This window comes from Yokenella regensburgei (genome assembly GCF_051486985.1).
In the GTDB taxonomy this organism is placed as follows: domain Bacteria; phylum Pseudomonadota; class Gammaproteobacteria; order Enterobacterales; family Enterobacteriaceae; genus CBFFRJ01.
In genome coordinates, this window is the sequence record NZ_JAHVDV010000009.1 from 68,546 (window position 1) to 81,528 (window position 12,983).

The following is a 12,983-nucleotide window of genomic DNA, read 5'->3' on the forward strand; positions in this document are numbered from 1 at the left end:
TTCGAATGATGCACTTAAGGTGCCTGCCGTCCAACTGCTGATAAAAGTTCGCTTTTTCAGACCCCGGGCGAAACGTCGAGTTAGGCACCGCCTATTCCATCACAAAGCCGGGTTTATACCCGGCTTTGTTGTTTCTGGCTTCCCCACGGCGCGTTACTCAGCTAGCATCCTGTAAACCTGTTTTTAAGAGAGTCGAGCTGTTGAAACGCTGGCCTGTTTTCCCCCGATCCCTTCGCCAGGTCGTTATGATGGCGTTCCTGTTGATTCTGCTGCCCCTGCTGGTGCTGGCGTGGCAGGCATGGCAAAGCCTGAATGCCCTGAGTGCCCAGGCAGCACTGACTAACCGGACAACGCTCATTGACGCACGGCGCAGCGAGGCGATGACCAATGCCGCCCTCGAAATGGAGCGTAGTTATCGTCAGTACTGCGTGCTCGACGACCATACGCTGCAACGGGTATATCAAAGTCAGCTCAAGCGCTACAGCGAAATGCTGGATGCTCATGCCGGCGTCCTGCCTGATGAAAAATTGTACCAGGCGCTGCGCCAGGATTTAAGCGCACTGGCGCAGCTGCAGTGCAAAAACAGCAGCCCGGCGCCGCAAGCCGCTGCCAGCCTCGAAGCCTTTGCCGCCGCCAATACCGAGATGGTGCAATCCACTCGTCAGGTGGTTTTCTCCCGTGGCCAGCAGTTGCAGCAGGTCATTGCCGAGCGCGGTCAGTTTTTTGGCTGGCAGGCGCTGGTGCTCTTTATGGTCAGCCTCGCGATGGTGCTGCTTTTTACCCGCATGATTATCGGGCCGGTAAAAGGCATTGAGCGAATGATCAATCGTTTGGGGGAAGGACGATCGCTTGGCCATACCGTGATTTTTAAAGGGCCACGGGAGCTTCGCTACGTTGGCGAGCGCATTATCTGGCTCAGCGAGCGGCTTACCTGGCTTGAGTCGCAACGCCACCAGTTTCTTCGTCACCTCTCCCATGAGCTAAAAACGCCCCTGGCCAGTATGCGCGAAGGCACTGAACTGCTTGCGGATGAGGTTGTGGGGCTGTTAACCGCAGAACAGAAAGAAGTGGTCGATATTCTTGACGACAGCAGCCGCAACCTGCAAAAGCTCATTGAGCAGTTGCTTGACTACAACCGTAAGCTTGCGGACAGCGCCGTGGAACTCGAACAGGTTGAAATAGCGCCGCTACTGGAGATGGTCATCTCTGCTCATAGTCTGCCTGCGCGAGCTAAAATGATGCATACCGAGGTGACCCTTGATGCGAAAAGCTGCATTGCCGAACCCATGTTACTGATGAGCGTACTGGATAATCTTTACTCTAACGCGGTGCACTATGGTGCTGAATCCGGTAACATTTACATCCACAGTTACCTTGCCAGCTCGCGACTGCGTATTGACGTATCAAACACCGGGACCGCTATCCCGGAAGCGGAACGCGGCATGATTTTCGAACCCTTCTTTCAGGGTAGCCATCAACGAAAAGGGGCGGTGAAAGGCAGCGGGCTGGGTCTGAGTATTGCCAGAGACTGTATTCGTCGTATGCAGGGTGAATTACATCTGGTGGCTGTCAGCCACGCAGATGTTTGTTTTCGCATTGAGCTGCCGCTCAGTGCCCCGGAAAAATCCATTAAATGAAGCGAAATAAGCTAAGTATGTCGCACGTTTTAACCCGCGTGACTGACGTGAAGTCATGGTCCAAAAAGATAGGGCGAGCGTTGCCCTGCCTTCTGCTGGCAGGTTGTGTGATGCAGGCCCCGGAGAGTGCTGTACGGGAAAAACGGGGCGAACAGGTGCCTGAACATCAGGTAGCCGATTTTCTGATGGCCGACTGCAACGATATCTGGTCGCTCTCCGGTCAGGTTTTTGATACCAATCCCCTGTTCTGGATGCGCGGCATGGACTGTGCCAGCCGCCTGGCACCCGCCGCTGCACGTGCTGAAGCCCGCATTTACGGTGATGAAACCTGGCAGGATCTCTTCAAGCGCGGCATTCTGTTGTCGAGTGCCAAAATTACGCCGGTCGAACGCCGCGAAAATGCTGCACGTCTGGATGCACTAAGCCCGCAGATACCCTCGCCGGTGCGTCCACTCTATCAACTCTGGCGTGACGGCGAAGTTCTGCAGATACAGCTTGCAGAAGAGCGGGGCCGTTACGCCAGACTTCAGCAAACAACTGACACTGAACTGGATGCATTGCGCCAGCAACAGCAGTTCTTACGTGAACAGCTGGAAACGACAACGCGCAAACTGGAAAATCTGACTGATATTGAACGGCGGCTTTCCACGCGTAAACCTGCCGGAAACGATCTGCCGGACAGTGCGCACCCGTCACGGAGCGATGTAAAACCTGAGGATGGTAAGCCATGACCCGTCGAAAACCTGCCCATCTCCTGCTGGTGGACGATGATCCGGGCCTGTTGAAGCTGCTTGGGCTTCGCCTGACCAGCGAGGGCTACAGTATTGTCACCGCAGAAAGTGGTCAGGAGGGGCTGCGGATCCTGGCGCGCGAAAAAGTCGACCTAGTGATAAGTGATCTCAGGATGGACGAAATGGACGGCATGCAGTTGTTTGCCGAAATCCAGCGGGTTCAGCCGGGGATGCCGGTTATTATTCTGACGGCTCATGGTTCCATTCCTGATGCGGTAGCCGCCACCCGGCAGGGGGTATTCAGCTTCCTCACCAAACCTGTAGACAAAGACGCGCTGTATAAAGCGATAGACGATGCGCTGGAGCATACGGCCCCGGTGTCCGACGATAAATGGCGTGAAACCATTATTACCCGTAGCCCATTGATGTTGCGCTTGCTGGAGCAGGCGCAAATGGTGGCGCAGTCCGATGTCAGCGTGCTGATCAATGGCCAGAGCGGGACCGGGAAAGAGATCCTTGCTCAGGCTATTCACAACGCCAGTCCCCGCAGTAAAAATGCCTTTATCGCCATCAACTGCGGTGCCCTGCCTGAGCAGTTACTGGAATCGGAACTCTTCGGCCATGCGCGCGGCGCCTTCACCGGTGCGGTCAGTAGCCGTGAAGGGTTGTTTCAGGCGGCGGAGGGGGGAACCCTGTTTCTGGATGAAATCGGCGATATGCCCAATCCGTTGCAGGTGAAACTGCTGCGTGTGCTGCAGGAGCGCAAGGTGCGTCCGCTGGGCAGCAACCGTGACATAGACATCAATGTGCGCATTATCTCCGCCACTCACCGGGATCTCCCGAAGGCGATGTCGCGCGGCGAGTTTCGCGAAGATCTCTTCTATCGCCTGAATGTCGTCAATCTAAAGATCCCAGCGCTTGCCGAGCGCGCGGAAGATATTCCGCTGCTGGCAAACCATCTTTTACGCCAGTCCGCGGACAGGCATAAACCCTTTGTGCGCGCCTTTTCAACCGATGCCCTGAAACGATTGATGACTGCGGGCTGGCCCGGCAACGTTCGTCAACTGGTAAATGTGATTGAGCAGTGCGTGGCGCTTACGTCGTCCCCGGTCATCAGCGATGCGCTGGTGGAACAGGCACTGGAAGGGGAGAACACCGCGCTGCCCACCTTCGTTGAAGCGCGCAATCAGTTCGAACTGAACTACCTGCGTAAACTGCTGCAAATCACGAGGGGGAATGTCACCCATGCGGCAAGAATGGCGGGGCGCAACCGAACGGAATTTTACAAACTGCTCTCCCGGCATGAACTCGATGCTAACGACTTTAAAGAGTAAAGGCGTTACGGATATGGTAGTGTGAGCAACCGATTACGAAGACGACTACTGGCAAGCGTGTATAAGGACCCACCATGAAAAAGATTGATGCGATTATTAAACCTTTCAAACTGGATGACGTGCGTGAAGCGCTGGCCGAAGTTGGCATCACCGGGATGACGGTAACTGAAGTAAAAGGTTTTGGTCGCCAGAAAGGCCACACTGAACTTTACCGTGGTGCGGAATACATGGTGGATTTTCTGCCGAAGGTGAAAATTGAAATCGTGGTGACCGACGATATCGTCGACACCTGTGTGGATACCATTATCCGCACCGCCCAGACCGGTAAAATCGGTGATGGCAAGATTTTCGTCTTTGATGTCGCGCGCGTGGTACGTATTCGTACCGGCGAAGAGGATGACGCGGCAATCTGATTTTTAGCCCCTCGCCCGGAGGTGAGGGGCCTCCTGCTTTACAGCACCTTGTGCGGACCAAAACATTCGTAATGAATGTTATCGGTATTAATTCCCAGCCCCACTAACTGCGTCGCGGCAAACTGCATAAAGGCTACAGGCCCGCAGAGATAGAACTGCATATCCGGGTCGCTGACTGCCTCTTCATACTGCGCTAAATCCATCAGACCTTCATGGCTGAATCGTGCCGCCGCTTTATCTTCAGCGGCAGGTTCACGATACCAGACGTGTGATAGAAAGCGCGGCAGGGCGCTGCCGTGTGCGGCCACTTCATCGGCAAAAGCATGTACTGAACCATTTTCCGATGCATGAAACCAGTTAACCTGAGCCTGATGCTTAGCCTGTGCCAGGCTATCCAGCATCGCCAACATAGGGGTCTGGCCTACGCCTGCGGAAATCAGCGTAACAGGCGTTGTGGGGGCAACCGTCAGGAAGAAATCCCCTGCGGGCGCGGCCAGGTGCACAATATCCCCTTCACGGGCATGTTGATGTAGCCAGGTGGAAACCTGGCCACCCTCTTCACGTTTTACCGCGATGCGGTAGGTATTGCCATTGGCGGCGCGAGTCAGGGAATACTGGCGGATCTCCTGAAAGGCGAAAGCTTTGGGCTTCAGCCAGATGCCAACATACTGCCCCGGCTGGTAGTCAGCGACCTTGCCACCATCTACAGGGGCGAATTCAAAACTGGTGATAAGCGCGCTTTGTGGTTTTTTGGCGACCAGACGAAACGCGCGGGTGCCTTCCCAGCCGCCGGTTTTCTCAACATTCTGCTGATAGAGCTGCGCTTCGCGCTGAATGAATACCCCTGCCAGTACGCCGTAGGCTTTGCCCCAGGCTTCCAGCACCGCCTCCCCCGGACTGAACATCTCATCGAGCGTGGCCAGCAGATGCTCGCCCACAATATTGTACTGGGCGGGTTTTATCTGAAAGCTGGTGTGCTTTTGGGCAATTTTTTCTACCGCAGGGAGCAGGGCAGCAAGGTTATCCAGATTACTGGCGTAGGCGGCAATGGCATTAAACAGCGCTTCCCGCTGGTCACCATTGCGCTGGTTGCTCATGTTAAAGATCTCTTTGAGCTCAGGGTTGTGGGTAAACATCCGATCGTAAAAATGGGCGGTCAGTTTCGGACCCGTTTTCAGGAGCAGGGGAATGGTGGCTTTTACCGTGGCGATGGTTTGGGCGTCGAGCATGATGTCTTCCTTATGATTTTCTATAACATGCATTTTAAATACATGTTATAGATTTACCCCTGCGTTTGTAAAGCCTTTATCTGCATGCGGTAAAAACAAGATGAAGTTGCTGCATCACAAAGGTGAAAAGAATTCCGTTGCTAAGGCAAAGTGACTGATCTCATAAACCCTTGTCTGACGGGCAGCCAATCGTTTGCGTAAAAACCTTTGTCAAGACCTGTTATCAAGATTTGATTCAGTTATACTGTGAGCCGTTCCCCAAAACGGGCCTCAATTTAAGCGGTTTTATTGTTAGCTGAGCAGGAGAAGCGGATGTTAAAGCGTGAAATGAACATTGCCGATTATGATGCCGAGTTATGGCAGGCTATGGAGCAAGAAAAAGTACGTCAGGAAGAGCACATTGAACTTATCGCCTCCGAAAACTACACCAGCCCGCGTGTAATGCAGGCTCAGGGTTCTCAGCTGACTAATAAATATGCCGAAGGTTACCCGGGCAAACGTTACTACGGTGGCTGCGAATACGTTGATGTGGTAGAGCAGCTGGCGATCGACCGTGCCAAAGAACTGTTTGGTGCTGACTATGCCAACGTGCAGCCGCACTCCGGTTCTCAGGCAAACTTCGCGGTCTATACCGCACTGCTGCAGCCGGGCGATACCGTTCTGGGCATGAACCTGGCGCAGGGCGGCCACCTGACTCACGGCTCTCCGGTTAACTTCTCCGGCAAGCTCTATAACATCATTCCTTACGGTATTGATGAGTCCGGTAAAATTGATTACGAAGACATGGCGAAGCAGGCTAAAGAGCACAAACCGAAAATGATCATCGGCGGCTTCTCTGCCTACTCCGGTATCGTTGACTGGGCAAAAATGCGCGAAATCGCCGACAGCATCGGCGCGTACCTGTTCGTTGACATGGCCCACGTTGCCGGTCTGATTGCCGCAGACGTTTACCCGAACCCGGTCCCCCACGCTCACGTGGTGACCACTACCACCCACAAAACCCTGGCGGGTCCGCGCGGTGGCCTGATCCTGGCGAAGGGCGGTGACGAAGAGCTGTATAAGAAACTGAACTCTGCTGTCTTCCCAAGCGCGCAGGGCGGCCCGCTGATGCACGTTATCGCCGCAAAAGCAGTGGCGCTCAAAGAAGCGATGGAGCCGGAGTTCAAAGTCTACCAGCAGCAGGTTGCGAAAAACGCCAAAGCGATGGTGGAAGTGTTCCTGAACCGTGGTTACAAAGTAGTGTCTGGCGGCACGGAAAACCACCTGTTCCTGCTGGATCTGGTGGATAAAAACCTGACCGGTAAAGAAGCGGATGCCGCCCTGGGCCGTGCCAACATTACCGTGAATAAAAACAGCGTACCGAACGATCCGAAGAGCCCGTTTGTGACCTCCGGTATCCGTATCGGTTCTCCGGCGGTAACCCGTCGTGGCTTTAAAGAAGCGGAAGTCAAAGAGCTGGCTGGCTGGATGTGTGACGTGCTGGATAACATCAGCGATGAGACTGTTATCGAAAGCGTCAAAGCGAAAGTCCTGGCTATCTGTGCGCGCTTCCCGGTTTACGCGTAAGCCCGTTGCGTGATGAAAAAGCCCGCATAGCGGGCTTTTTTTATGGCGTCAGTGGCGTCACTTGCCTTTTTTTGAGTATGAAAGGCAGGAACAACAGCACATAAGGCGCAATAAACCACAGCAGGCACAGCGCGCGGGAGTAACCGCAATAACGTATGCAGCGGGCATTGCTTGACGCAACCGGCAGGATAAAAAGCAGAAAGATAATTAACGAGTAGTCGCTGGTGTAAGGCTGCCATAAGTAAAAGGCAAACCAGCACTGCTGAAAGGACAAAATCGTCAGATACTCAAGCTTCGTATCCCTGCCATAGCAGTCGAACGCCTTAACGTACCCCATTTTTAAAGTTTGCAGGAGGTGCTTAAGCATATGAGCGGCGCCACTGTACTGAAGGGATGGATAAACGCAGTGTAGGCCAGACGCCTTATTCGGTTCCACTACCAATATGTGGCTGCATGATTGGGGCGTCAGGGGCGACACCCGTGCGAGTGCGCATCAATGAACGGCATATACCAGACCACCGGCTATTACATTATTTCGCTCAGCATCGCCTCGACGTACAAATAACCAATCCCCATGATCTGCTGCTCGCGGCTTAACCGCCCCATTTCAATGTGGGTGGTTTTATTGCGTGGGTTCCCGCCCTGATCAAACGGGTTTAACCCCGTCTGTTGCACAATGGCGTTCAGCCAGCGCTCGCCAAATCCGCAGCTGCGCCCGTAGAGCCATATCTGGTTGATATTCAGGATATTGAGAAAGTTATACAAACTCAGGCCAATGGCGCTGGCGGCGTTTTCCACCCAGGCCTGGACCCGCGCATCTCCCGCCTTAAAGGCTGCAAGTAACTGCGTGGTGGTAAGCGTGTCAGGGTCGATAGCCGGAGTCGGTTGAGATTTCAGCCAGATCCGCGCCTGTTTTTTCAGGGCGCTCAACGAGGCAACGGTTTCCAGACATCCATAGCGCCCACAATCGCAGGCCATTCCGTCGGGATTAACGATGGTGTGACCAATCTGTCCACTACCGTAGAGCGTCCCACGATAAATGCGTTGGTTAATCACGAAGGATGAACCGATGCCGTAATCGACATTGATCACGCAGAAGTCCCGCTCCTGCGCGGCGTTCTGCCACTTTTCCGCCAGCGCCAGCATCACGCAGTCGTTATCGACCCTTACGCGGACTCCCAGCTTCTCTTCCAGCAGATATTTCAGTTCAACCGGTTCACTCCACGGTGCCTGGGGCATATTTTGCGACACACCAGTGAGCGGATCGACCTGCCCGTGTACGCCGAGAGCAAGATTGATTCGATGCCCCGGCCAGGCTTTCCGGTAGCGCTGCCAGCACTGCTCAATGGCCGTCAGTAAGGCCTGAGGATGGGGCGCGTTCAGCGTATGGCGTTGGTACGCTCCCTCTGGGCTCATGCAGGCGTTGGCAAGCTGACACTCCAGGCTGGTCGGCGTAATGTTCATGCACAACGTCCAGTCTCCATGCGGCGCGATAAGCCAGGATCCGCTGCTGTGCCCGCGCGCGGGCTTATCATCCGCCACGTTCAGTACGCGGTTCTCCGCCGCCAGATCATCCAGAATATTACTGATGGCAGGGACAGAGAGCCCCGTCAGCCGCGCCAGGCTTGATTTAGTGGCGCGCTTTTCACGATAGAGATGCTCAAGTACCACGCATTTATTGATGCGGCGAATCTGTTGGTGAGTCAGGCAGAGGCTCATGTTTACTAAACCTTGTTTAGTGTAATGCGTGATTATTATGCAAAAACGCCTTTTCTTTGTCTGTCAGACTGCCCACAACTCCCCGTTTTAGTAAGTCTTATTAATAAAGAGGGCACTATGGAACCCGTAAAAGTCTGGCGCGAAACCGTCATTATCCCCACTTATGAAACCGGTCCACAGGATGTTCACCCCATGTTTCTGGAAAACCGTGTTTACCAGGGCTCGACCGGGGCGGTTTACCCTTACGGCGTGACGGACACGCTGAGCGACAGCCGGACAGATAAAGCGTGGCAGGCGGTCTGGCTGGAAAATGAGTATCTGAAAATCATGATCCTCCCTGAGCTTGGCGGTCGTGTTCAGAAGGCATTCGATAAGGTCAAACAGCGCGATTTTGTCTATCACAATGAGGTGATCAAGCCAGCGCTGGTGGGGCTACTCGGCCCGTGGATCTCAGGGGGTATCGAATTCAACTGGCCGCAGCATCATCGTCCAACCACCTTTATGCCGGTGGACTCTATGCTCGAAGAGCATGAGGACGGCAGCAAAACGGTGTGGGTCGGTGAAACCGAGCCGATGCATGGCTTGCAGGTCATGACGGGCTTCACTCTGCGGCCGGAGCGGGCGGCGCTGGAAATCGGCAGCCGTGTTTACAACGCTAATGCGACGCCGCGCCATTTCCTGTGGTGGGCGAACCCGGCAGTGAAAGGGGGCGATGATCATCAGAGCGTCTTCCCGCCAGATGTGACCGCCGTGTTCGATCATGGTAAACGCGCCGTCTCCTCTTTCCCGATTGCCACGGGGACATATTACAAAGTCGATTATTCGGCCGGTGTCGATATCTCCCGCTATAAAAACGTACCGGTCCCGACCTCCTATATGGCGGAAAAGTCTGCCTACGATTTTGTTGGTGCCTGGTCGCAGGATGAAAATGGCGGACTGCTGCACGTTGCCGATCACCACATAGCACCCGGCAAAAAGCAGTGGAGCTGGGGGCATAGCGAATTTGGTCAGGCCTGGGATCGTAGCCTCACCGACCACAACGGTCCCTATATCGAACTGATGACCGGGATTTTTGCCGATAACCAGCCCGATTTTACCTGGCTGGATGCGTATGAAGAAAAACGTTTCGTACAGTATTTCCTGCCCTACCATTCGCTCGGTATGGTGCATAACGCCTCGCAGGATGCGGTACTGAAACTCCAGCGACACGAAGCAGGGCTGGAGTGGGGGCTCTACGCCATCGCCCCGTTAACGGGGCATCGCCTGACGCTTACTGAAGCAGGCAACCCGACACCGTTACTGGATGAAAACGTCACCCTTACGCCCGTCTCAGTGACGCAGGGCGCGCTTGATGTTGCTCACCCGGCACGGCTGACCCTGACGCTTTTTGATGCTACGGGTACGACAGTGCTGGCCTACGAAGAGCATCAGCCGGGCGAAATGCCGCTGCCGGATGTCGCCACGGCGCCTGCCGCCGCCGATGACATTACCTCCGCTGACGAGGCCTGGTTTATTGGTCAACACCTTGAGCAGTACCACCATGCCAGCCGCCCGGCTCTGGATTATTACGCCCGCGGCGTGGCGATCGACCCACTTGATTATCGCTGCAACCTGGCGCTGGCAACGCTTGAATACAACCGGGCCGACTATGCTCGTGCCGTCGATTTTGCCACCCAGGCGTTAACGCGTGCACACCGGCTCAATAAAAATCCCCAGTGCGGGATGGCCAGTTTTATTCGTGCCTGCGCCTGTGAACGCCTGCAACGATGGAAAGAGGCGGAGGAGGATTTCTGGCGTGCTACCTGGAGCGGCAACAGCAAAGCAGCTGGTTTTTACGGCCTGGCGCGGCTTGCTGCACGCGATCGCCGCTACGCGCAGGGGATTGCATTTTGCCAGCAGAGCCTGCGGGCTGGCCCTGGCTGCCAGGAGGCCCACTGTTTGCTGGTCCGGCTACTGCAACTGAGCGGGCAGCAAAACGATGCGGTGGCGATGCTGTCACAGTTAAGGCGCGACTACCCGTTAAACCCGACGGTGTGGTGGCTGCAATGGCAGAGTGAGGGGAGTGATGACGCACGCGCGACCTGGCGCAACCTCTGCGGTGGGCGCGATATCAATGCGCTGACCACCGCCGGGCAGTTACTGAGCTGGGGAATGGCTGACGAGGCGCTCAGCGTGCTGAATACGCTTAACTGCGAACGTACTTTGCCGCTCCTGATGCAGGCCAGTCTGCTGCCTGAAGCCGAACGGGCGCCGCTTATCGCCCGCGCGATTGACCTCTTTCCGCGCTTTGTCCGTTTCCCGAATACGCTTGATGAAGTCGATGCCCTTAACGCCCTGCAGGAGAGCGCTTTTGCCCGCCATCTGCTGGCCTGCTTCCATTACAGCAAACGCAGTGAGGCAAAAGCCGTTGCCCTCTGGCAGCAGTGCGTGGCGATGGACGACCGCCTGGCCGATGCCTGGCGCGGTCTGGCCATTCATGCCTGGAACAGACAGCAGGATGAAGTCTTAGCGACCCGCTACCTCGACACCGCCTGTGGTTTATTACCGAATGATGCGCGTTTGCTGTTTGAGCGTGATTTGCTCGCCAGACTCGCCGGGGCCTCGCCCCAAAGTCGGCTTGCCCGGCTGGAAGCGAATCTGGCATGCGCGCTGAAACGCGATGACATGACGGCAGAGTTACTGAACCTCTGGCACCTGTGCGGTAAAACCGACAACGCCACTCGTGTGCTGGAAAGCCGTAAATTCCACCCCTGGGAAGGCGGGGAAGGTAAAGTCACCAGCCAGTTCATTCTCAACAGACTGCTTCAGGCCTGGGAGGCCATTGGTGCCGGGCAACCTGCCCGCGCAGAACATTTGCTGATGGGCGCCTTACGCTACCCGGAAAACCTGAGCGAAGGCCGCTTGCCCGGCCAGACGGATAATGACATCTGGTTCTGGCTGGGCGTTTGCGCCCGGTTACAACGCGACGAGGCGCAGGCGCAGGTGGCCTGGCAAAAAGCCATGCAGGGCGACCGCACGCTCAATGTTCACAGCTATTACAACGATCAGCCCGTGGACTATCTCTTCTGGCAGGGGATGGCGCTGCGGATGCTTGGCGATGGCGCCGCTGCCGACGCGCTGTTTACGGATATGGCGCAGTGGGCAATCAACATGGCAGACACACCTGCACAGGCCGACTTTTTTGCCGTCTCGCAACCCGATCTGCTCTCGCTGTACGGCTCTCTCCAGCAGCAGCATCAGGAAAAATGTCTCTACATCCAGGCGCTGGCAGCAGCCGGTATGGGCGATGAACCACAGTGGCATGAGGCCTGCACGGCGCTAAGCGCCCTTAACCCCGCCTGGCCAAAAGCCGCGCTCTTCGTGCGCGTCATGCCTTACGTGCTGCACCTTGTTCGCTAGCGCCTGCGTTCTGCAATCCGGGCGCGGCCTGACCGCCGCACCCGACTACCCCCTGGAGGAAGAGGAGTGCGATGACAATTCACAGCTTACAGAACGGGACGCTGCGGCTGATGGTGTCCGAACAGGGAGGCGTGATAGAGGGGTTCTGGCACCAGGATATGCCCCTGCTACGTCCCGGAAAACAGAGCGGCGTGGCGACAGAGTCTGCCTGTTTCCCACTGGTGCCTTTCGGCAATCGCATCAGCGGGAACCACTTTACGTGGGAGGGAACCCCCTGTTGCCTTGAGCCAAACGTGGCGTGGGACCGCCATTATCTGCACGGCGATGGCTGGCTGGCTCACTGGACGTGCGGGCAGAAATCCAAAGTCGCGCTGACGCTGGCATACCGGCATAACCACGGCGTTTACCGTTATTTCGCGCAGCAGCGGTTTACTCTCGGTGCCTCGTCACTGACAGTCACGCTTAGCGTAAAAAATGAGGGGAGGCAGACGCTGCCGTTTGGCCTCGGCTGGCATCCCTATTTTCCCCTGACCAGGGAGACGCGTTTGCAGGCGCAAGCGACCGGCTACTGGCTGGAGCGCGAGCAGTGGCTTGCAGGTGAGTATCAGGATAGCCTGCCTGCGGCGTTAAATTTTCAACAGCCCAACGCACTCCCGCGCCAGTGGGTTAACAATGGTTTTGCAGGCTGGAACGGTGAGGCACTTATCAGCCAGCAGGGCTACAGTCTGCAGATAAAAACGACACCGGCGGCCCCCTGTTATTTTGTTTTTGTCTCCGCCCCTGAATTTGAGGAGGGCTATGCGTTTGACGCCTTCTGTTTTGAACCGATGAGCCACGCGCCGGACGACCATCACCGACCCCGGGGTGGGCATCTGACGCCGCTTAAACCGGGAGAAAGCTTCAGCCAGACGATGGTGATCACCTTGCAGATCTGAAAAGCAGACCTGCGCGCAAC

The 12,983-nt window shown here is 55.9% G+C and carries 10 protein-coding genes; 7 read left to right on the forward strand and 3 right to left on the reverse strand.

The window, feature by feature from the left end; genetic code table 11:
• Positions 1-200: 200 nt before the first annotated feature.
• The 4 genes from qseE (at position 201) to glnB (ending at position 4,115) form a co-directional block, all read left to right on the forward strand.
• Positions 201-1,637, forward strand: a complete 1,437-nt coding sequence (gene qseE / locus KXR87_RS08735) for a two component system sensor histidine kinase QseE/GlrK (protein ID WP_437431873.1) — start codon at positions 201-203, stop codon at positions 1,635-1,637.
• Positions 1,634-2,368: a two-component system QseEF-associated lipoprotein QseG gene (gene qseG, locus KXR87_RS08740; protein ID WP_437431874.1), complete on the forward strand. Its 735-nt coding sequence runs from the start codon at positions 1,634-1,636 to the stop codon at positions 2,366-2,368. Before qseE ends, qseG begins: the two co-directional genes overlap by 4 nt.
• Positions 2,365-3,702, forward strand: coding sequence for a two-component system response regulator GlrR (gene glrR / locus KXR87_RS08745; RefSeq protein WP_437431875.1), 1,338 nt, complete (start codon positions 2,365-2,367; stop codon positions 3,700-3,702). Before qseG ends, glrR begins: the two co-directional genes overlap by 4 nt.
• Positions 3,703-3,776: 74 nt before the next feature.
• The gene (gene glnB / locus KXR87_RS08750) at positions 3,777-4,115 is read left to right on the forward strand and encodes a nitrogen regulatory protein P-II (protein WP_002438074.1); all 339 of its coding nucleotides are present in this window, start codon (positions 3,777-3,779) and stop codon (positions 4,113-4,115) included.
• 38 nt (positions 4,116-4,153) lie between these two features.
• On the opposite strand, the gene hmpA is transcribed toward glnB, so the two are convergent.
• Positions 4,154-5,344, reverse strand: coding sequence for an NO-inducible flavohemoprotein (gene hmpA / locus KXR87_RS08755; RefSeq protein ID WP_437431876.1), 1,191 nt, complete (start codon positions 5,342-5,344; stop codon positions 4,154-4,156).
• A 312-nt stretch (positions 5,345-5,656) separates the two neighbouring features.
• Here hmpA and glyA point away from each other — a divergent pair, with 312 nt between their 5' ends.
• Positions 5,657-6,910: a serine hydroxymethyltransferase gene (glyA, locus tag KXR87_RS08760; protein WP_437431877.1), complete on the forward strand. Its 1,254-nt coding sequence runs from the start codon at positions 5,657-5,659 to the stop codon at positions 6,908-6,910.
• 40 nt (positions 6,911-6,950) lie between these two features.
• Here the strand turns inward: glyA and KXR87_RS08765 are convergent, their stop codons facing one another.
• A complete protein-coding gene (locus tag KXR87_RS08765; RefSeq protein ID WP_437431878.1) occupies positions 6,951-7,277 on the reverse strand; it encodes a hypothetical protein in 327 nt (108 codons plus the stop codon).
• Positions 7,278-7,435: 158 nt separating this feature from the next.
• Positions 7,436-8,629 (reverse strand): ROK family protein, encoded by a 1,194-nt coding sequence (locus KXR87_RS08770; protein WP_437431879.1) that lies wholly within the window; start codon positions 8,627-8,629, stop codon positions 7,436-7,438.
• 117 nt (positions 8,630-8,746) lie between these two features.
• On the opposite strand from KXR87_RS08770, the gene KXR87_RS08775 reads away from it, so the two are divergent.
• Positions 8,747-12,028, forward strand: coding sequence for a DUF5107 domain-containing protein (locus KXR87_RS08775; RefSeq protein ID WP_437431880.1), 3,282 nt, complete (start codon positions 8,747-8,749; stop codon positions 12,026-12,028).
• A gap of 71 nt (positions 12,029-12,099) precedes the next feature.
• On the forward strand, positions 12,100-12,963 hold the full coding sequence (locus KXR87_RS08780; RefSeq protein ID WP_437431881.1) for an aldose 1-epimerase: 864 nt from the start codon (positions 12,100-12,102) through the stop codon (positions 12,961-12,963).
• Positions 12,964-12,983 lie beyond the last annotated feature (20 nt).

Bases quoted from the DNA above. Each gene is read 5' to 3' on its own strand.
- qseG (WP_437431874.1), top strand. From the start codon at position 1,634: ATGAAGCGAAATAAGCTAAGTATGTCGCACGTTTTAACCCGCGTGACT.
- glrR (WP_437431875.1), top strand. From the start codon at position 2,365: ATGACCCGTCGAAAACCTGCCCATCTCCTGCTGGTGGACGATGATCCG.
- glnB (WP_002438074.1), top strand. From the start codon at position 3,777: ATGAAAAAGATTGATGCGATTATTAAACCTTTCAAACTGGATGACGTG.
- hmpA (WP_437431876.1), bottom strand. From the start codon at position 5,344: ATGCTCGACGCCCAAACCATCGCCACGGTAAAAGCCACCATTCCCCTG.
- glyA (WP_437431877.1), top strand. From the start codon at position 5,657: ATGTTAAAGCGTGAAATGAACATTGCCGATTATGATGCCGAGTTATGG.
- KXR87_RS08765 (WP_437431878.1), bottom strand. From the start codon at position 7,277: ATGCTTAAGCACCTCCTGCAAACTTTAAAAATGGGGTACGTTAAGGCG.
- KXR87_RS08770 (WP_437431879.1), bottom strand. From the start codon at position 8,629: ATGAGCCTCTGCCTGACTCACCAACAGATTCGCCGCATCAATAAATGC.
- KXR87_RS08775 (WP_437431880.1), top strand. From the start codon at position 8,747: ATGGAACCCGTAAAAGTCTGGCGCGAAACCGTCATTATCCCCACTTAT.
- KXR87_RS08780 (WP_437431881.1), top strand. From the start codon at position 12,100: ATGACAATTCACAGCTTACAGAACGGGACGCTGCGGCTGATGGTGTCC.